The following is a 19,398-nucleotide window of genomic DNA, read 5'->3' on the forward strand; positions in this document are numbered from 1 at the left end:
GCGCCGGCGCCAATCTTCGGATCAAGGTCAGGGCTAGACTTGGCATCCAGCTTCCCCTTCGCGGCGGCGCTTCCGAGTGGCCGACCGTGCCCTTCACGATAGAGTTCGACAGGCTCAATCTGTTTTGCAAAGGGCGGCAGGTTTCCGCGCGGGTCGTGATGCCCATGGCGCTCCGTACATCTGCCGGAAGTCGAGTCAGCGCCGCTCCAGGATCGAATCGCAACACGGCAATGAGGGCACTTCCTGAGGCCTCCCGTGAACTGGCGTAATGGCGTAACAGCGGTGGTGGGTCACCGGGTATATCCGGCTCCGGACGAGCCGATCGGCCTATCATGCGGGCACTGTGGTCGCGGTATCGTGTATTGGCCCTTGAGTTCGGTTGTTGCCGAAGCCTTGGCGCTTGCCGAGAGTGGCGAGCGATGACCGCGCACAGACCTCGAACAATGGTCCATTCAGAAATACGCTTTGGTGCCTCGCGCTTGCGTAGACAAGGCCTTCGCGGAAAGCCATTCCATCGCTGAAACTTACCTGATCTGATTTTCTGCCATCAGTTCGGCCTGTTGGATGACCAAATGAGTAGCGGCCTCTTGAGCATCGGGAGGATAGCCGTATTTGGTGAGAAGGCGTCTAACGGTTCTACGCATGTCCGCGCGAACGGCGTCCCGCTGCGTCCAGTCCAACGTCGCCTTCCGCTTGATGCTATCAGCGAGCTCCCGAGCGATAATACGAAGAGTATCGTCCTTCAGCACTTCACGCGCCGATGAGTTGTCAGCAAGAGCCTGATAAAAAGCTACTTCCTCCTCGCTGAGCCCGGTTTCTCGCCCTTCCTCGATTGCGGAAGTGACAGTCCTCGCAAGTCCAATCAGTTCCTCAATGACCTGAGCCGTCGAAATCGCACGGTTCGAGTATCGCGTGAGTACTGCTTCTAGCGATTCCCGAAATGTCCGAGACTGTATGATATTGACCCGCTCCCGGCTCCTAATCTGGTCCCTCAACAGCTTCTTAAGCGTTTCGAGAGCGAGATTTTTCTGGGGCAGAGCGGCGAGTCGATCCAAGAAATCATCAGAAAGAATGCCCACATTGGTGTTTGGCAGGCCTGCCACTTCAAAAAGGTCGATCACACCGTCAGCGTGCACTGCACCGGAAATGACCTGTCTAACAGCCGATGCCCCCGCATTCTGCGTTTTGGTTGGCTCGTCATCTAGACGCTTTCGGATCGACGCCCGCACATTCTGATAGAATGACAGGCTATCGCGAACAGCGTGTGTTTCCGGACGCGGAACCGCCAATGCAAACGCCTTAGAAAGAAGTGCGACCATGTTCATGAATCGCTTCTTTCCGTTTTCCCGACCAAGAACATAGTTTGCGCCCTCGATTATGACCGATAGTTGCTCCGCCTCGGAACCGCGTAAGCGAGTGGCATAATCAAAACCGTTGAAGAACGCCGCCAGCTCTTCCGCGTGGCGCTGCATTACAGGAACCGCCTCTTCTTGAATACGCTCGACGGGTTTCCCTTCTCCACCTGCTTGGGTGTAGGTCTGAATAGCGTCGCGGAGCTGGTGGGCGATCCCCAAGAAATCGACCACTACGCCACCCGGTTTGTCGCCGAAGACCCTGTTCACCCGCGCGATTGCTTGCATCAAATTGTGCCCGGCAAGCGGCTTGTCGAGGTACATTGTGTGCAGTGAAGGGCAGTCGAATCCCGTGAGCCACATATCGCACACGATAACGAGCTTGAGCGCGTCCGAATTGTCCTTGAGTCGATTGGCGATTTTCTCGCGGCGTGCTTTCGTTCGGCCATGTCTCTTGGTCCGCTCGCTGCGATCGGCAAAAGCCTCATCGCTTTCTCCGGAGCGCTTCTTACTGACGTTCGCGTCCATTATGACTTTGATGACGCCTAACTCATCCTCCTCGGCGTGCCAGCTAGGACGCAAAGCGATAATCGCATCGTAGAGGTTCATGCAAATGTCGCGGCTCATGCAAACAATCATTGCCTTGCCGTCAATGACCTCGGAGCGTCGTTCAAAGTGCGTTACGATCTGACTTGCCAGTGTCTTAAGGCGCTCAGTTAATCCCGCCAGCACCTCAAGTGGGACGGCGATATCATCCTGCTTTGTGCCAACTTCATCGGTTTCTGCCGCTTCGGCGATCAGGCGCTCTGCCTCAGATATTCCCGCCTCGTCGGGAAGCAGTTTAATGAGCTGCATCTCGTAGTAGATTGGGACTGTCGCGTTATCGTCGATCGCTTGCTTGATGTCGTAAATATCGACATCTTCGCCAAACACTCCGCGAGTGGAGCGGTCATCTCCTTCAATAGGAGTACCGGTGAATCCGACAAACGTCGCGTTTGGCAAGTTCTCCCGCATCCAGCGGGCGCCGCCTTTTAAAAATCCGTACTGACTGCGATGTGCCTCATCCGCCAGAACAACGATGTTCGTCCGTTGGCTCACAGCTTCAGCGCGTTCCTCGAACTTCTGAATGGTCGTGAAGATCACACCACCCGACGCTCGATTGAGTTTGGCCGCCAGGTCATCTCGGCTTTCGGCTTGCTCAGGGTCCTGCCGCAAAAGCGCGCGTCCTTCGGCGAAAGTGGCGAAGAGTTGACCGTCAAGGTCATTGCGGTCCGTCACGACAATGATTGTCGGGTTCTGAAGCTGCTCATCACCAACAAGTGCGCCTGAAAGCATAAGCATGGTTAGGCTCTTGCCTGAGCCTTGGGTGTGCCAGACGACACCACCGCGCCCATCGCCGCCAGGTTTCAATGCAAATTTTACTCGCTCCACGGCGCGCCGAACCGCGCGGAACTGATGATATACGCCGATCTTTTTAGCGATCCGCCCGGTGCGGGAGTCTTCTTCAAACACAATGCAATGCGTAAGATAGTACGTTAAAGCGTCAGGGCGAAAGAGCCCCGCGATGACATTCTCCAAAGTCGGCTCGCCAGGGAAGCGGTCGTCTTTGATAGAACGCCACGGCGTAAAGCGGTCCTGATCGGAGGTGAGCGAGCCAACCCGTGATTGGTCGCCATCACTGATGATAATGACTTCATTGTAGGCGAACAAGGCCGGGATTGCCGCCTTGTAGTCTTGAATCTGGTCATATGCTGACCAAAGAGTGGCATCCTCATTGGTCGGATCTTTCAGTTCGAGGACGGCAATGGGCAATCCGTTGACGAAGGCAATAACGTCGGGCCGGCGAGTCATCTCGCCGTTCTTGATGGTCAGTTGCTGAACAACTAAGAAATCATTTTCTGAGAAGTTGCGACGGTTGATCAGAGTTGCATTGTCACCGCGCGTTTCGCCTTCCGGCGTCCGGTACTCGACGGGAACACCATCAGTTAGAAGTTTGTGGAACCAGCGGTTATTCTGCTCCCGTGTCGGCTCGGGCGGACGGGAAACGACCGTGACGGCTTGAACGATGGCTTCTTCCGGCATCGCAGGATTCAATCTGCGCAACGCTGCTTTGAGACGGGGTATCAGCACCACATCTTCATAGCGCTCGCGCAGCGGGTTTGAGCCTCCGGGAGAAATTTCGGAGCCGCGCGCCGTGTGATACCCAATCGCTTCAAACCAGCCGAGAGCGGCTTTCTCGACAATATTTTCGTTCATGTTCCGCTCCCTTGCGACCCTGTGCCTGCTGCCGTCTCCTGTTCCTGCCTAAACGCCACGAGGGCCGCCCGATAGGCGTTGTTATCGGTCCTGAACAACGCTTCGCTCGCAATTAGCGGAGTTTCGAGCACCTCGAAGGGTCCGAATTCGTTATCAATCCAGTCATCAAAATCCTTATGGTCGCCGTAGCGAAGCCGCGTCAATGGCGCTTTGCCGGAGCCGTTAAGGTGTGTTTTAAACAGCAATCCAACGACCGCATCGGTTGCGCGTGCCAAAATCTCAGCATAGCGCGCATCCAACATGGGAGCGTAAGCGTCTGAGCCATGTGCGGCAGAGCCGTGCGCGTTTCTGATCTGCACGACGCCGTCGATAATGCTGTTGACGCCGCGCACCAACTTCTCCGCGCCTTCGCGCAAGTCGGCGTCCGTGTGCCCGCTATCATGGATGCCAAGATGCAGAAACTTGGTGGTCTCCGCGATCAGCTTCGGCGCTTCCCATGCTTGATCGGGCGTTAGCCCGCGATCAATCAGAATCGTCTTGCACGTGGTCTCGATCAGCGTCCGGCAGAAGGAAACGGCAATACCAGGCTTGTCGGGTAGCGCGTCTTCCAGCGCCTCGACTTGCTGCCGGATGACTAGCGACTCCGGGTGGCTATCCATCAGCTCCCGACAGGCGGTTAGACGAAATTGGTAAATCTCATTCGCCATCGCCGACCGCCTCGATGCCAAGCGCCTTTAAACTGGGAGCTACAAGCTCACCCGAAATCAGTTTGGGAAGGAGTGCATCGCGGATTGCCAAAAGCGTTTCACTTTCTTGGCGATTCTGCTCTTTCCGCTCGACAAGGGGCGAAATTAGATTGCCAAATGTAACTTGAGCATCCGCCTGCGGGACAGTGACTCTTAGTTCTCCCAGCTTTTGCCTACTCAGTTCTGTTTGACCGGTGCTACCGTGGCCCAGACGTTCAATTTCATGCTGTCGCTCGGTCAGATCGTATCCCAGGTATAGAGGTTCAATCTTTGTCGAATCTGGCCTCACCAGTGACAGATGGCTGTCGAACGTAGTGACTTCGCCAACTGAGCAAACCTGAGCCACTCTTCCAAGAGTTCCGACTCCCGTAGAGTTCACAAGTATGTCGAGCCGCTCTATCACTTTGCCTTTCGCTGGCTTCGCCACATGGTCGTGGCGTCGCGCGAGGTTAAAGCTAACATTCCAGTCACGGACACACTTTTGATTGAGCACCAACACGCCACCACTTGCAATATACTTCGGAGCGAGCCCCCGAGTGATAGGCGTTGAAACAAGATTTTCGAGGCGGTCGACTCGCCATCCGCTTGGGATTTCCAAGCTCTCGGAACGCTCAAGTGTTTTTGGAAGAATATCAAACAACCATTGTGGCATTCCTCTAAAACTTTTGGCCCCGGCGGCTTTGGCATGGACGGGCTCGAAATCGACGAACCATGCCCGGAACACTGCCCGCGCAATGTCGTCAAGCGTGCGATTCATCTCCCGCAGCAGGTCTATCTTGTCGTCCAGAGACTTGAGAATAGCTCCTACGGAAATTTGGACATCGCGTTCCGGTAACACGATCTCCAAGTGGCCAAGCATGTCCTCATTCAAACTTGCCCTTGTTGAGAGCGTGGAGATTGCCGTGACGCGATCTCTGAATGCTGAGGAGCGGAAGAAATACCCCACATACTCCGGGACAATGCGGGCATGTGGCTTGGGCCGAAGTCTCTTGGTAAAGCCGTTGAAGGTAGCATTCGGTACATCACTCAAGGCAACACAGCTCATGCCTAATTCGTGCTGCGTTTCACTCGTACGGGTGAGAAATACGTCGCCGCGTCGAATGTCTCCGTTCACGCGCTCGGCGTCTGATGACTGCACGAGGTCGCCCAACTCCTTCGGCACAAAGAAGTTGTAAAATACATCCTTGAAGGTCAGGAATGGATATCCCGTACCAAAGGCGCTTCGTGGCTTTGACAGCCCCGAACGAAAATCGAAAACCTCATCCAGTGTGAAAGTGTTACGGTCAGAACTCATAACCAAGAGCTCCGAGATTTTTCCTGATCTCCGCCGTCAACGTCTCAGACGCAGCAAGTTGATCGCCAAGCGCTCCCGTCAATCGTTCCATCTTTTCGTCGAAGGGCTCATTGTCCGTCGTGCGCGCTGCGCTGCCTACATAGGTGCCGGGCGTCAACACGTGATTGTATTTGCGAATATCGGCGAGTGTGGCCGCTTTGCAGAAGCCCTTGATGTCGGCATACCCGCCTGCATCCTTCTCGCCGCGCCAAGCGTGGTAGGTGCATACAATTCGCCCGATTTCGGTGTCAGCGGGTGGCGGTGAAGTCGGGTGATCGCGGCCCGTAAGGAAGCGCAAGGTGCGCGTTTCCATCTGACCCATGTCGCGTGCGTCGATAAAGAGCGTTTCGCCCGCCCGATCGCGCCCTCCGCGCCCCTTGTCGAGATACTTGCCGGACTTGTCGCGCGTTACGAACCAGAGGCAGACGGGAATGCCGGTCGTGAGGAAAAGCTGGGGAGGCATGGCGATGATGCAGTCCACTAAATCCGCCTCGATGATCGCTTTGCGGATATCTGCTTCACCGCCCGTTGTGGTGGACAGCGAGCCGTTCGCCATGACAAAGGCGGCGATGCCTCCGCCCTTGCCGTTAGGGGGGGCGAGATGGTGGATGAAGTGCTGTATCCAGGCATAGTTGGCGTTGCCTACCGGAGGCGGGCCGAACTTCCACCGTGCGTCGGTACGCAATAGCGCGCCCGACCAGTCCGAAATGTTGAACGGCGGATTTGCGAGAATGTAGTCGGCCTTGAGATCCGGGTGCAGGTCGCGCGTGAAACTGTCGGCGGGCTGTTCGCCAAGGTTCGCCTCGATCCCCCGGATAGCGAGGTTCATATGCGCTAGTCGCCAGGTCGTCGGGTTTGATTCTTGGCCGAACACCGAGAGATCGCGCTTGGTGCCGCCATGCGCTTCGGCAAAGCGCTCGGACTGAACGAACATGCCGCCCGATCCGCAGGCGGGGTCATAAACGCGCCCCTCGAAGGGCTCGATCATCTCGACCATAAGCCGCACAACAGAGCTGGGCGTGAAGAACTCGCCGCCCAACTTACCTTCTGCGGCAGCAAACTTGCCGAGGAAATATTCATAGACTCGGCCAAGTATATCTTTCTTCTGCGCTTCTTTGGTGCCGACCGCGATTGAGGCGATCTGATCAATCAGTCCACCAAGCCGCTCGGGCGCGATTCCGCGCCGCGCATAGTCTCGCGGCAGCTTGCCCTTTAGTTTCGCGTTGTCTTTTTCGATGGCGTACATCGCATCGTCGATCAGCTTACCGATATTGGGCGTCTTGCCCTTTGCTTGAATCTCAGCCCAACGCGCCTCCGGGGGTACCCAGAAGACGCTTTCTGCTGCATATTCGTCTCGGCTTTCCAATAGGCGCTCGGCCTCTCCTCCCTTGATGCCATCCCCGGCCAGTTCGGCTTTTAGCTCAGCCCGCCTCGTTTCGAAGGCGTCAGAGATATACTTTAGGAAGATCAGTCCAAGCACGACGTGCTTGTATTCGGCTGCGTCAATCGAACCGCGCAGCTTGTCGGCGGCCTGCCACAACTCCTCTGGGTTGATACCCAGCTCTTTGGAGGCGAGCTGCGCCGCTCCATCGGGATACGTTTCGGTGCTCGACATTCACTAGGCTTCCTCAAAAAAATCGTCGTCGATCTTCTTCAAGTGCAGAACCTCCTCCGTTCGGCATCCCACCCCGTATTTGACCATTAGGTTAGAAAGCTGCTCGCCATCAATTAGGACGATACGCGTGCTAAGGTTCTTGGCGGTTTGAACCGCGCTCGGGCTAAATGAGGAAGTTGTAAAGAAGATACCCTTTTGCGCCTTCTTTAGATTCAGCGCGCCAAAGAAGTCGCGGATTTCACCCGCGGAGATGTTGTTTCCAAGCGCATAGCGCTTCGCCTGTACGTAAATCTGATCGACCCCCAGCGGATCTTGATCGACAACGCCGTCAACACCGTTGTCTCCAGATCGACCAAGCGCTCGAGTCGTGTCTTGGGCTGCGCCGCCGTAGCCCATCGCCAATAGGAGAGACACGATCAGATCCTCAAAAAATTTGGGCGTAGCTGCGCGCACACGTTCAAGTAGGTCCGCGCCTAGGGCTGCATCGATTTGTCGGTGCGCCAACCGGAGTGTTTCGTCCGGCGTCGTATCGCTGCGGGTCGTGGCGTCATCAGAGGCGGCTGGCTCATCCTCTTCCGCGTGCCTCCGGCTGCGAAAAGCCCGAAAAGCCTCGAACTCCATGAGATACTCGGCGTCGATCCGTTCAGGATTCCGGGAAAGTACCTTCCGCCCATCTTCGGTAATGAGAAAGAAGCCTCGGCGCGGGTAGGTCAAAAGCCCCGCTTGTTTCAAGTAAGATTTCGCCCAATTTATGCGGTTGTCGAATGTCCTCTGCTTCCCGCTTGGCAGAAGGTGGTCGCGCTCGTCGGCGGTCAGACCAAACTCAACGGCAAGGCTCGCGACCACGGCCTGGGTCTGAACTGCCTCATCTTTGGAAGCCTTGAGGACTGGAAGCATCAGAGTTTGATAATCGGGAATCATTTGCTCTTGCGGCCCTCCCTAGCCGGGACGGATGCGTTTTGGTTCGAAGCAACGTATTCGCGCATGAACTCTCGGATCACCTGCGCGGCAGGCCGATCCTGTTGGCGGCAGGCCGACAAGAACTTTTCGCGAAGCTCGCGCTCAATGCGAATGCGAAGACCCGAATCCTTCATGGTGGAAGTGTAGCCGCTGGATACACATTGCGCGACTATAGATTGAGCACCGAATACCCGGTGTTGACAAGTTCGGATTCGGTCTCCAGCCGCTCCGAGTTTGGCCCCTCACGAGAGCCAGGTTTTCAAGACGCTCCTAGGCTCTTTGGTTCATCTGTCCAGGGAAGTGACGAAGGGGCCCGGTGGTCGAAGCCGGTGTCGGAAAACCCGGTCGTGAGTTCAGGGCCGTGAAAGCCCATCATGCAGGGTCGAAAGCGCATTTCTGTTGAAGGGATTGCTATTGGCTCCGCCCTCGCGCGGTCAAGGGTTAAGCACGAGACGTGCCGACCGGGCCGGTCTCCCCGGTCTTCCGCGCCTCTCAATTGATCTCACTACTCTTGCTCTGGAACGGCTTGTGCAGACGGTCGCGAATCTCGCGTGCCCTTGTCAGGCGGGTGATCCCCCTCCGCTCCCGGTCGCCCTTGCCCTTGCTACCCCAGGTCTCGCCGACGGGCAGGGTTGCAGCGCAGCGCTGCGCTTCAACCTCAAACCCGAAGGAGAAGACAATCGTGACAGTGATGACTTTGTCGCAAGGCCAGCAGCCTGTTTCCGGCGGCTTTTGCGTGGACGTATCGCGCGGCCGGCGCATCGGCCGCGTGTCGTCGGAGTGGTTTGTGCGTCCCGATGACGAGCGCTACCTCAACCTGCCGGACCTCTATGAAGCCATGCGCAGCCGGGCAGAGTGCGCCGAGGTGCGCACCGTGGAAAGCGCGTCCATCCGCGTCGAAGCTGCCCGTGAGAATGCCGAGCGGCTGGCCTTGATCGTTCCCGGCCGCGGCGAACCTGTGGCTCCGACGCATTGGAGTTTTGGGCAGTTATGCACGCTGGTTGGCGCGCCAAGCGCCTATCTGCGGCAGCTGCCTGCAGCCTTGTCAGCTATCAATCTGCAACATGGGTTGCTGTCGCACCGCGCCGAACTGATCAAGACCCTGGAAGCCGACAGCGGCCGGGTCGAGCTCCGCGCCGTCACCGGGCCGGACTACGGCCGTATATGGGATCACGAACTGGTGGCCGCCGTCATGCAGATTGCAGGCAACGGCGCCGGTGACACACGATGGAAAGTTCCGGGCGTGTTGGACTGGGCAACCATGACTCATAATCCGTTCGTGGACGTGACCAAGGACACGACCACGCTCTATGCCAGTGATCGCGACGTGTTCCTGTTTTTGGTGGATGATACCAATCCAATCGAGGCGGGGCGGCTGCCGGACGGCTCGCCGGATGTCTATTTCCGGGGCTTCTATTGCTGGAACTCCGAGGTCGGCAGCAAGACGCTCGGCATTGCGAGCTTCTATCTCCGCGCCGTCTGCATGAACCGCAATCTGTGGGGCGTGGAGAATTTCGAGCAGATCACGATCCGGCATTCGAAGTTTGCCGCGCAACGGTTTGCCCACGAAGCTGCACCAGCGCTGACGAACTTTGCCAACTCCTCGCCCGCGCCATTCGTCGCCGGCATTGCGGCCGCAAGACAGCGGATCATCGCCCGCACAGATGAGGACCGGGAGAGTTTTCTGCGCAAGAGCGGTTTGTCCAAAGCCGAAACATCGAAGGTCATTGAGGTGGTCTTGGGTGAAGAGAACCGCAAGCCAGAGACCATCTTTGACTTTGTGCAGGGCATCACGGCCGTTGCGCGCGGCAAGGCTCATCAGGACGTTAGGCTGGAGCTCGAAGACAAGGCCAGGCGACTGATGGAACGCGCCAACTAAACCCGAACCGCGCAACCGGGTGACACCGGTTGCGCGGTCGCTCTCAACACAGTTGAACGCCGTCGCTGATGCCGCTAGCGAGATCGGCGACGCTGACGCGTGCACGCGCTAGGCCTTCGGTCCGGCTCGCAAAAGCACGCAGTTCGACGACAAATCATCGCTCCGACTGCCAAGCGGACGGACGAGCTTGTCCGACCTTTTTGGTTTAAGCCGGTCATTCAATCCAGCGAGATTGTCAGATTCCAGCGGCTTGAATGCTGCAATCTCGCCCACGGTGTCCCATGTGGCGGCGGAACTGCAGGCACTTCGCTGCATGAGAGCGCATTGCAAATTGAGAGATCGTTTGCTGGCCGCCCTCCGCACAATGGCAGCCAAATACGCCACATGCGGCGCGCAAATTGACTCAGCTTTGAGCTATGGCCGCGCAACATGATCGGCGCACGACGTCATCGGGCTGACAATTCCCGGCATGGATTCATCGCCACAAGTTGCAGTCGATCTGCGCAAGGACTGCAGAGACATCTCCGTTTCGTGGAACGATGGCGGCATATTCCGGCCTCGGCTCTTCTGCAAAAGTCCACGTGCCCTTTGCAATCGGAATGCAATTGGTCGGTGGTGCGACCGCCGCCGAATCGACATGCCGACCGCGAGAGTTGTGCGTCTTGGCGGCTGGGATTGCGCGGCTTCGTAAGCCGTGACACGCAACAAGAAATCGAAGGAAAGTCCAGGGAAGGGAAGGAAGGGAGTTTTCACACCCTATGCACCTCTGGTGCTGACGCTTCGCGGGCCGCATGCGGCTATCTCATTGGGATGAAATAAAAAGTGCGCTTCGGTCGATGTTTACACAACGAGGCCTCAGTGAATACGGCGGTCTTGCCGTACGATCGAAAAATTTAGTCTCGTCAATCAATTGCCGGCGTTTGGGCGTGTATACGAACGAGAACCCGGTCTCACTCTCGATCCATGGTGAGTGTGCTTCGGTCTAGGGTCCGACAAGGCTGTCGGCTCTCGCGATCCAAATTTGAAGTTTGCAGATCGCTTCCTGGGAACTGCAGATCAATTACGAAGCGAGCAAGGTCTCTCGCCAGCCGGCAATCTCGTCGCGCGATCAGGAGCCGCAGTAGGCCGGGGAAGCAACGTCCAGTTTGTCTTCTCCCGGTTCTCGATCAATCCCGCTCGTGCTCGCGATAGCGGAGCTTGATCCTGAAGCCAGACATGCCTGCCGGCTGATCGAGCGTGCGGAGGACTTGGCCAAGGCGAGTGCCGAGTTGAGCAGCGGTTTGGTGCTGGTCCAGCTGACCTGCTGCCAAAGCTGCCGGCGGTGATGGCTGAGCGACTGACGAGCGGGCTAGACCTCGCTCTCCTGGGAGCCGCGTGCGAGAACGGCCGCTGGTGGGGGCGTACATGTGATCATGACTCCTACCAAGGACAAACCCAAGCGCCTTGGCCTCGGCTTGCCAATAGCCGATGAGCTCACCGAGGCGGGCATCACGCTTCGGGCGGCGCGTACGTAAGGTGGCGAGCTCCATTCCTTTTGGAGTACTGTAGCCGTGAGTGCGTGCTGCCTCCTCGATCGCTTGGCGACGCTTGGAAAATGCTCGCTCGATGTGGCGCGGAATGGCTGCCACGCGAAGCGTGTCCTTCTGCTGCTCCAGCCGAACACCTTGCCGTTCGAGTTCCGAGGCCAGCGCTTCGCGATAGGTAGCCCCGGCCCGCTTCTGGGCCTTGTAGAGCTCACGGCTGACGATCGCGCCCCAGCTGCCATCGCGACGCGGGGCCAGGTTGAAAACGAAGGCATGAGTGTGCAACTGCGGATCGGACTCGCGACTGGTGTGATGATCGAACTGGGCCATCAGGAGGCCCGCGGTCTGCTCTCGGGTGGCTCCGGCCTGGCCACGCCTTGCCCAGCCGGCGGTTGCTTCCAGCTGAGCGGATGCCGCCATCACGGCCGACCGATGAGCCTGCGCGATCATCTGGCGCTCGGGAGCCTCCGAGAGCGCCCAGAGCACCGAGACCGATTTGGGGGCGCTGAAGGTCATGTCCCAGCCGGCCGCGTGCTCGCGGCCGCGGCCGCCTAGCTGCGCAAGCCGCTCGCCCGTCTTAGGATCGAGCCCGCGCAGCGCGGCGTCGAACTCTGTCTGCGTGACCGGCCCGTCGAGGCTGAGCCGTTCGGCCGCTTTGCCGGTCCAGCGGCCGGGTGGCTCGCCATCGCGGCTGTAGTAATCGTCGCGCTGCAGATGGCTGTAGTAGCGGGAGGCAGAAGCCGCGTTACCGCGGGCAGAGATGGAGGCCACCATGGCTCACTCCCGCCGCTTGAGGATCTGGGCCGCCAAGTCCTTCGTGAGGCGGGCAGGTGAGGGCGTCGGAGCTGGATCGGCTTGTTCGCCGGCGCCACCCGAGAGCCTTGCCCCCGCCAAGGGGCGGGTCCAATCCGCCGGCATGATCGGCTCCCTCAGTTGGCGCAGCTTGAGATAGGGCAGCTCTAGTTCGTAGACGTCCTCGCCAAGGCCGATGAGCAGGACTCGTACGCCGTCCTTGGTCGGACCGAGACGGGAGCCGAGTTCTGATGCCGTGATCACCCGGCGCATCTCGCGTTGGGTGCTCTCGGTGACGCTGGTCTTGCCACCGGTATGGGTTGAGCTCTTCGTTCTCCGCTCGACCTCCTGCTCGCCGATGAGGCGGCTGATGTCCTCAGCCGCTTCGCTGGCGTTGATGCGGGTGATGATCTTGGTGCCGGTCATGCCGAACCAAGACTTGGCTTGGTCCTGACCATAGACGGCGCGAATCTGGGCCGTGTCCTGAGCTCCGATCACGACCGCAACGCCTTTCGAGCGGCCAAGCTCGAGGAAGGTCGGGAACTGCTTGATCGCCGGCAGCTGAGGAAACTCGTCCAAGAACAGCCAGACCCTCCGCTCGCGGCTTTCGGCAAGGGTCGGGCTGCCTACCGCCGAGGCTAGCAGGCCGAGCATACTGCCGATCCAGATCCGAGACAGTTCGGGATACCCAGGATCGTGCTGGAGGATCAGGGGGCGATACCGCGTTGGGTGATGGAGCCAGTTGCGAATCGAGAACCGCCGTGCCGATGGGTCGGACCAAGCCTCCGCCAGGACCGAGACGATCTGCATGTGTGTCTGGAAGGTGGTCAGGATGCTGAGCGTGGTTTTACTTTCCGGCTGGTCGAGCAGCCGTAGCGCATTGGGATTGTGATCCTTGGCGTACGCTGCGAGCTTGCCGACATCTGCGGTCACGACACGTTGCAGATCACCCCACCCCCAGTCCTTGCCCTTGCTCTCCTGCAGATAGACGATACAGGCGACGAAGATCTCCTGCGCCGCCTGCGACCACATCGGATCGGAACTTGGCGGAATGAAGCGGGCGGCGAGCTCACGGGCGTCCTGCTTGATACTGCAGTCGGCCGCCACGTCCCAGACCAGAGACCTCCGGTCATGAGGCGCGACGAGGAGAGGATCTCCATCGGCTGGGAGCCCGCCCATCATGTCGCCTTTGGTGTCGAGCACCAGAAGGCCATCTCCGCGGGAAAGCGCTTCGTCAATCAGGTGAAGCATGGTCTGCGTCTTGCCTCCGCCGACGCTGCCCACGATCAGGAAATGCCGCGCCTCCCGCTCGCGCCCGAACGGCACAGACGGCATCAACTCAACGCCCTTGCCATGGACCTGGCACTCAACCGCAGCCGCCCGGGCGAACGCCTTCAGGCCTCGGCGGCCGGTTTGGAGCCGTGCTCCGCGAAGGACCTTGAGCGAGACCGAATCCAGTCGAAGGCTGAGCGCAAATCCGAACAGCGCCAGTAGGCCCGCAAGACTGGCGCCGATGACGCTCCAGAAACGCAGCTCGAAGCCGCTCAGAGCTTGGTATCGCGCGAGCCAGTCTCGGCAGGCCTGCCAATAGGCCTCGCCGGAGCGGTCTGCCAGCCAAGCCAGGCCACGCCCTCTGATGCAGGCTTGAATGTCTGCTGGCTGGAATTCGGCGCTCCTTCCGTCTGCCAGCGTGGCGCTCGGCGGCCAGATTTCAAACCCGAGATACGAGATGCTCGCCGCAACCGCAAAGCAGCCCATCGCAGCGAGAAAGCAAATGATCCGCAAACGCCGGGTCATGCTGCCCTCCCAGAGCTCTCGCCGGTCAGGGCTTTCAACAGAGCCTCGAACATCGCAAGCAGATCAAGCGCTGCCTTGTCGGTCGATTGAATCTGCGCGTACGTTTGCTGGCTTTGCTGTTCGAGCGCGGCAATCCGACGTTCTATCCGCATCAACCGATCGGCGAGAGTCTTGTTGTCCCCGCCGGCAAGCCCGGTGCGGATCAGGTCACGGGCGACCCCGGTGATGTTTGCCGAAAGTTTGTGAGCCCGCGCTCGGATTTGCTCGATCTCGTTCGCGGCGAGACGGATTGAGATTGGTCTTGTCTTGCTTGTCATGAGATGGCCTCAACAGAGTTGCCGAGGCGATCGCTAATGAATGCGTATGAGTCCGCTGCCCTATTTGGAGCGTCCAGAAGACTTCAAGGCTAACGCTCACCCGAGGTCGGAAAGCGGAAGAAGGGAGCGGAGCCCATCGATGCACCCAATTGTCGCCCCTTAGCCATCACGCTCAAATGTTCAGGCGCACTTCAACCATTGAAAAGGCACATCGAGCAATAGGATAAAAAAGGGAGCCTCCTGCAGATTTTCTCCGGTCCGACGATCGTCGGGCAGTAGCGGCCACTGTGCTTGGAAGTGACACATGACACGTGTTTCACGATCTTTAGGCTACCTCGCCAAGAAGGGGACGAACGGCCGAAAGAGTTTGTGGAGACGCGACGCTTAGCGCGTGATCGAACATTTTCGGAGAAGTCCAGCCCCGAGCCGTCAGTTCTGCTCACCCAGATAAGCCTCTGACCGACTCCGGCTCCTTATGAATACCTCGACTTCAACAGTACGGTCGATCAGGCGTTGAACGACAGCTTTGCAATCCACTTGGGATAATCCAAGTACGCCGTACGCTACTAATTCATCCTCTAATATCGCGGCCATGATCGTTACTACACTCATTCGCTTCGCTCCATCGCATGTGTGGACCGTAGAAGCGCGACACGAATGCGCACTCACTCGTCTACTTCTGAATGACGAAATGGCAGAGCCACGCCTGCTACCGCGCAGACTGCTTCTATCAGGCGACGAACCGCCTTCGCCTCCCAATCAAGTCGGCCAAGGTCCTCTTCCCAATACTGGGACGTAATATAGGCGGCGTGCCGCGCCTTTACGCCCAATCCTACAATCGTCGACGCTGGAGTTTGTATGATCTCGTGCTCGATCGGGTACAGACGGAGAAGTATCGCTTCTATTTGGCTTGTCGCGACTTCGTAAGTGGGGCGTTGCCGGAAAGAGAGCTCCCCCTGGGGCTGTTCAGGTGCCTCTCTACCAACCTGAACTGGAGTGCGACGCAACGACTCCAGCTCCGCGCATAACTCGGTGAATTGCTGTTCAAGAACGAGGAGCGGGGCGTCCTCCGATTGAGGTGCCGGAGGGCAAGCCGACAACTCGTCAGCGTTGGTCTTCCAGGAATGGTTGATCATTGGCCACTCCGCACGCACTTGGTCGCACGACCAATCAGGCTTGTGAACCGCATGACTGCACGCTTTCGGCCGACGCCGATATCTGTGGGAGAGGCGCGCGCCAAGGTTTGCCCGCAAGGGGCTCGATGTTACGCTACTAGAGTAATCCAGAATTCCTGAAGTGTCAACACCTCAGGTGCAAAATTTTACCCCTGAGGCGTAATGTTGACTAGCGAACAGATCCGGGCAGCTCGCGCAATGCTGCGCATCGAACAGCGCGAGCTTGCAGAGAAATCTGGCGTCTCCTTGGAAACCATCAAAAGGATTGAACGAACTCCGGGGCCGATATCGGCCTACACCGGGACCCTAGACAAGCTCCGTCGGGCCCTGGAGCTGGCAGGAATAGAGTTCAGTAATGGAGATCAGCCGGGCGTGCGCTTGACTGCGGCCGCAGCAAAGCAAGCTAATCGATCTGACTGAGAGGCGCCCGTCTGGATCGTCCCCCGTAGCGTAGTGTAGCCGGTGCGGCATCAAGTTCACCGGCCGCGCCGGGAAGGTCAGGCTTTGATTGCGTTCAAAAGTGCGACATATCCTCAATCCCTATGATTCGCGGGCCAATGCTCATGCCTTCCTGCCTTTTCTGCAATCAGCAGCTCGGGCCGGACACTAGGCCCGAACATATCCTGCTCAACGTGTGCCTAGCCGCGTCCGACGATAGATCACGTTCTGCGCACCGTTGCGACGTGGGCTCCGCGGATCGGCGTAAATCAAATCTTCAAATCAGAACGCCGGCAGCCAGAAGCGCCGCAAGCCGGCGAGCGCTGCGCACATGGTTCTCGCCAGCTAGAATGGGTCTAGAGCCAATACCATGGCCAGCCGATGGCCACGACCAAGTGTGAAATCCCGATGCCCGTGTTGCAGAAGATTGAGATGATCGCTTTGGTGGAGGTGGCGCAGGTTACGCGGCTGATGAAAAGCGAAAAGGCGATCGAGTGGAGCACGCCGATCATGAGATAGATCATAAGGATGCCATAGGCGCTGATCCCAACGAGATCTGCAAGCCGTAACCGTGAACGTGCAACAACTTCCGGCGCGGGCGGCGTAGCGATTGGCCTTTGAGGCGAGGCACCGCCCGGGGGCTGCGGTTGGGGCTGCGGTCGAGGTTGTGGATTGACGGATGTCGATGGGTGTGGCCGCCGCGCGGGAGAAAGGGGCGGCTCCTTCGGACGCGGCGGCGGCGATGGGCGCTCGATCGGCTCGGGCTTTGGCGGCGCAGGACGCGCGGGTTCAGCGACATCTTCCGGAACCTCGATGTCAGGAAAATCAGGCGGATCGATTGGAGCGGGTCGCCGCGGCGCAGGCCGAGGGGGCGGTTGCGCGGGAACGGCCTCGCACTTATGCGGCTCATTGTTCTCGAACGGCACCCACTGACCGTGGGGCATCTGCCGCATGGAGATCCAGCGTTTGCAGCTTCGGCAGCGGCGGCTGTAGGAGCTAGCCATAGAGGCCGGCCTGCGTGAGGAATGTACTGGCCGCCACGCGGGTTTTGCAGGACGTCTTCAAGTAACTAACGATCAGGTTCGAAGAGGCTCTCGTCAACGCCACGTAGAAAAGTCGCCGTTCGTCCTCGACGAGCGCGCGTTTGTGGGGAATGAGCCCTTCGTTGCAGCTGGTCAGGATTACGGTGTGCCATTGCAGCCCCTTGGCCTTGAAGTAGGTCGCCAGGGCGACGCCATCTTGCTCTTCACCCGTCTTGGCCTCTTTTGCGCGCTTGAGGGCGTTGTCCACGGTGTCGACGAACGCATCGACGCGGCCGCGGAAGCTCGCGGCCAATTCGTAGACTTCACCGAGGGGTACTTCGTTATCGATCACGTCCTCGAGGCTGCCGACCATGCCGCGAAGCCCCCGGAAATCCTTGGCGAGAATATCCAGCGTCTTGAAGAGTGAGGGCGCCTTCGCGACGTCCTGCATGACGGAGGCAAAACGGCTTTCCCGGAGCTTCGGCAGGAGGGTCAACACGGATCGACTCGCCAGTACGTCAAAGAAAGAAGGCGCGGCCTCGAAGGCCCTTTCGAGTCTCGCCAGGATCCGTTCATCAACGTACTGAAAATAAGATCTTAGGCTCAGGACCGCGTCGGCCGGGTCCGGCTGCTGGTTCTTGCTAAGGGCCAGCTTTGCACGCAATACACCAAGTAGTTTCTCCAACTCATTGTTGTGCAGAATATTGTCCTGTTCGCGAACGTTGTAGGGAATGCCGCGGAGGATGAACTGCAACTGGATCGGCAGACTCTGGGCGTTGGTGCGGTAGAGCACGGCGAAGTCAGAGAATTTGAGCTCCTTGTTGCGCCGGCGTACCCGTTCGATGGTCGTGGCGATCATCTTGGCTTCGGCAGTGGCCGTCGTTGACTCGATCACCTTGATGGAGGCATCGTCTGAACGGTGCGCGATGGGATTCTTCTCGACGCGCCATTGGTTATGGCGGATCAGTCGCGTAGCGTGGTCGACGATATTGCGGGGGCAGCGGTAGTTGCGTTTGAGCTCGAAGCTTTCGACCTGACGTCCGAGGTATTTTTCGAGTTCGATTATGTAGCGCGGCGTGCAGCCCCGGAAGCCATAGATGGCCTGATCATCGTCTCCGGTGATGACCAGCCGCGCCCGTTGAGCGATCAGGGACACAAAGGCGAAATCCAGCTCGTTGATATCCTGGAATTCGTCGACGATGATTTCGTCAAACTGGTGTTGGGCCAACGAAAGGACGTTGGGGGACGAGTCTAGGCATTTGACGGCGCGGAGTTTCTGGTCATCAAAGTCCATGCGCCGCTCGCGCTGGAGCAGGCGTTCGTATTCCTTGAACATCCAGTAGACAGCCTGAATGACGAGTTTCTTCTCGTCGGAGGTTGATCCGGGCTGGAAAAAGACCTCACCGGCTTTGCTGGTGAGCATGAAATCCGCCAATTTCTGCGGATCAGTCGCACGCGGGTCGAAGAGAGCATTTTTTAAGAGGCCAAAAAATTCGCTGTAGAAGCGGAATCGAAGGGAGGCTGGCAGGGCATCGTGCCGCTTGCGGCCCTCCTCTGTCGAGGCGAGGGTGTCCTTCAGCTCTTTGATCAATCGCCAGACACGAGGCGCTTCGATGATCTGCTTGTGCTCGGCGTGAAAATGGTCGCGCAAAATCTTATAGCCGAACGCGTTCAGCGTACTTATCTGGAAGTTCTGGTGCGGCGCAGAGAGGCCGGAAAGCTGTTCCGTGACCTTTTCCCGTAGAGCCCTGACGGCAGAGTTATCGAATGTCAGACAGAGGATGCGCTCGGGACGGGTACCCTTTTTGGCCAGATGCAGCACCCGGTTGATGATGGTCTGGGTTTTTCCTGAGCCGGCCGGTGCGATCAGCCGAATGGTCTGATGGGGTGCATGGATGAGCGAGAGTTGGTCGGCATCCGCAGCAGGCTGGAAAGCTTTCAGTGCGGGCCTGGCATCAAGTTCGACCTCGCGCAGCCGTTGCTCCAGCTGACGTTCGAGCTCTTCGCGGACATCGAAGTTGGCGAACTCGTCGTCCAGCGACAGCGTGGGCCTGATGCGGGTTACCGTCCCCATGTGTCGGCTCCTGCAAGAACCAAAGTATCGATAGGCTTGGAGAAACAACTATTTAGAGCAACCCTGCGTTGTTTTGGCAAGGCAATCGGATAAGCGACGGATCCAATATTTAAATACCG

General features: G+C 58.5%; 13 protein-coding genes. 2 read left to right on the plus strand and 11 right to left on the minus strand.

What is annotated here, in order from left to right:
- Positions 1 to 524: 524 nt before the first annotated feature.
- Genes QX039_RS21380 through QX039_RS21400 form a run of 5 tightly spaced genes read right to left on the minus strand, consistent with a single transcriptional unit; the run spans position 525 to position 8,223 of the window.
- Positions 525 to 3,608, minus strand: coding sequence for a type I restriction endonuclease subunit R (locus QX039_RS21380; protein ID WP_315772290.1), 3,084 nt, complete (start codon positions 3,606 to 3,608; stop codon positions 525 to 527).
- A complete protein-coding gene (locus tag QX039_RS21385) occupies positions 3,605 to 4,315 on the minus strand; it encodes an abortive infection family protein (protein WP_315772291.1) in 711 nt (236 codons plus the stop codon). The genes QX039_RS21380 and QX039_RS21385 overlap by 4 nt, the downstream gene beginning before the upstream one ends.
- Positions 4,305 to 5,648 carry a restriction endonuclease subunit S gene (locus QX039_RS21390; RefSeq protein WP_315772293.1) on the minus strand — a complete coding sequence of 448 codons (1,344 nt, stop codon included), beginning with the start codon at positions 5,646 to 5,648 and terminating at the stop codon, positions 4,305 to 4,307. Before QX039_RS21390 ends, QX039_RS21385 begins: the two co-directional genes overlap by 11 nt.
- Positions 5,638 to 7,302 carry a class I SAM-dependent DNA methyltransferase gene (locus QX039_RS21395; protein ID WP_315772295.1) on the minus strand — a complete coding sequence of 555 codons (1,665 nt, stop codon included), beginning with the start codon at positions 7,300 to 7,302 and terminating at the stop codon, positions 5,638 to 5,640. Before QX039_RS21395 ends, QX039_RS21390 begins: the two co-directional genes overlap by 11 nt.
- A 3-nt stretch (positions 7,303 to 7,305) precedes the next feature.
- Positions 7,306 to 8,223, minus strand: coding sequence for a restriction endonuclease (locus QX039_RS21400; protein WP_315772297.1), 918 nt, complete (start codon positions 8,221 to 8,223; stop codon positions 7,306 to 7,308).
- A 730-nt stretch (positions 8,224 to 8,953) separates the two neighbouring features.
- Between QX039_RS21400 and QX039_RS21405 the strand changes: the two genes are divergently transcribed.
- Positions 8,954 to 10,141, plus strand: coding sequence for a DUF932 domain-containing protein (locus QX039_RS21405; protein WP_409998880.1), 1,188 nt, complete (start codon positions 8,954 to 8,956; stop codon positions 10,139 to 10,141).
- 1,166 nt (positions 10,142 to 11,307) lie between these two features.
- On the opposite strand, the gene mobF is transcribed toward QX039_RS21405, so the two are convergent.
- The 4 genes from mobF to QX039_RS21425 form a co-directional block, all read right to left on the minus strand.
- The gene (gene mobF / locus QX039_RS21410) at positions 11,308 to 12,438 is read right to left on the minus strand and encodes a MobF family relaxase (RefSeq protein ID WP_315772299.1); all 1,131 of its coding nucleotides are present in this window, start codon (positions 12,436 to 12,438) and stop codon (positions 11,308 to 11,310) included.
- A gap of 3 nt (positions 12,439 to 12,441) precedes the next feature.
- On the minus strand, positions 12,442 to 14,253 hold the full coding sequence (locus QX039_RS21415; protein ID WP_315772301.1) for a type IV secretion system DNA-binding domain-containing protein: 1,812 nt from the start codon (positions 14,251 to 14,253) through the stop codon (positions 12,442 to 12,444).
- Complete coding sequence (locus QX039_RS21420) at positions 14,250 to 14,570, minus strand: hypothetical protein (protein WP_315772303.1); 321 nt, start codon at positions 14,568 to 14,570, stop codon at positions 14,250 to 14,252. The genes QX039_RS21415 and QX039_RS21420 overlap by 4 nt, the downstream gene beginning before the upstream one ends.
- A 665-nt stretch (positions 14,571 to 15,235) precedes the next feature.
- Complete coding sequence (locus QX039_RS21425) at positions 15,236 to 15,706, minus strand: hypothetical protein (RefSeq protein ID WP_315772305.1); 471 nt, start codon at positions 15,704 to 15,706, stop codon at positions 15,236 to 15,238.
- Between the two features lie 201 nt (positions 15,707 to 15,907).
- Here QX039_RS21425 and QX039_RS21430 point away from each other — a divergent pair, with 201 nt between their 5' ends.
- The gene (locus QX039_RS21430; protein ID WP_315772307.1) at positions 15,908 to 16,165 is read left to right on the plus strand and encodes a helix-turn-helix transcriptional regulator; all 258 of its coding nucleotides are present in this window, start codon (positions 15,908 to 15,910) and stop codon (positions 16,163 to 16,165) included.
- 374 nt (positions 16,166 to 16,539) lie between these two features.
- On the opposite strand, the gene QX039_RS21435 is transcribed toward QX039_RS21430, so the two are convergent.
- Both QX039_RS21435 and QX039_RS21440 read right to left on the minus strand, forming a co-directional pair.
- Entirely contained in the window at positions 16,540 to 16,695 is a 156-nt protein-coding gene (locus QX039_RS21435; protein WP_315772309.1) for a hypothetical protein, read from the minus strand.
- Positions 16,696 to 17,179: 484 nt separating this feature from the next.
- On the minus strand, positions 17,180 to 19,279 hold the full coding sequence (locus QX039_RS21440) for an ATP-dependent helicase (RefSeq protein WP_315772311.1): 2,100 nt from the start codon (positions 19,277 to 19,279) through the stop codon (positions 17,180 to 17,182).
- Between the last annotated feature and the right edge of the window lie 119 nt (positions 19,280 to 19,398).

Source organism: Bradyrhizobium sp. SZCCHNR1043 (assembly GCF_032489675.1).
GTDB lineage: Bacteria > Pseudomonadota > Alphaproteobacteria > Rhizobiales > Xanthobacteraceae > Bradyrhizobium.

Excerpts from the sequence above, each read along its gene's own strand:
- QX039_RS21380 (WP_315772290.1), bottom strand. The coding sequence starts at position 3,608 with ATGAACGAAAATATTGTCGAGAAAGCCGCTCTCGGCTGGTTTGAAGCG.
- QX039_RS21385 (WP_315772291.1), bottom strand. The coding sequence starts at position 4,315 with ATGGCGAATGAGATTTACCAATTTCGTCTAACCGCCTGTCGGGAGCTG.
- QX039_RS21390 (WP_315772293.1), bottom strand. The coding sequence starts at position 5,648 with ATGAGTTCTGACCGTAACACTTTCACACTGGATGAGGTTTTCGATTTT.
- QX039_RS21395 (WP_315772295.1), bottom strand. The coding sequence starts at position 7,302 with ATGTCGAGCACCGAAACGTATCCCGATGGAGCGGCGCAGCTCGCCTCC.
- QX039_RS21400 (WP_315772297.1), bottom strand. The coding sequence starts at position 8,223 with ATGATTCCCGATTATCAAACTCTGATGCTTCCAGTCCTCAAGGCTTCC.
- QX039_RS21405 (WP_409998880.1), top strand. The coding sequence starts at position 8,954 with ATGACTTTGTCGCAAGGCCAGCAGCCTGTTTCCGGCGGCTTTTGCGTG.
- mobF (WP_315772299.1), bottom strand. The coding sequence starts at position 12,438 with ATGGTGGCCTCCATCTCTGCCCGCGGTAACGCGGCTTCTGCCTCCCGC.
- QX039_RS21415 (WP_315772301.1), bottom strand. The coding sequence starts at position 14,253 with ATGACCCGGCGTTTGCGGATCATTTGCTTTCTCGCTGCGATGGGCTGC.
- QX039_RS21420 (WP_315772303.1), bottom strand. The coding sequence starts at position 14,570 with ATGACAAGCAAGACAAGACCAATCTCAATCCGTCTCGCCGCGAACGAG.
- QX039_RS21425 (WP_315772305.1), bottom strand. The coding sequence starts at position 15,706 with ATGATCAACCATTCCTGGAAGACCAACGCTGACGAGTTGTCGGCTTGC.
- QX039_RS21430 (WP_315772307.1), top strand. The coding sequence starts at position 15,908 with ATGTTGACTAGCGAACAGATCCGGGCAGCTCGCGCAATGCTGCGCATC.
- QX039_RS21435 (WP_315772309.1), bottom strand. The coding sequence starts at position 16,695 with ATGATCGGCGTGCTCCACTCGATCGCCTTTTCGCTTTTCATCAGCCGC.
- QX039_RS21440 (WP_315772311.1), bottom strand. The coding sequence starts at position 19,279 with ATGGGGACGGTAACCCGCATCAGGCCCACGCTGTCGCTGGACGACGAG.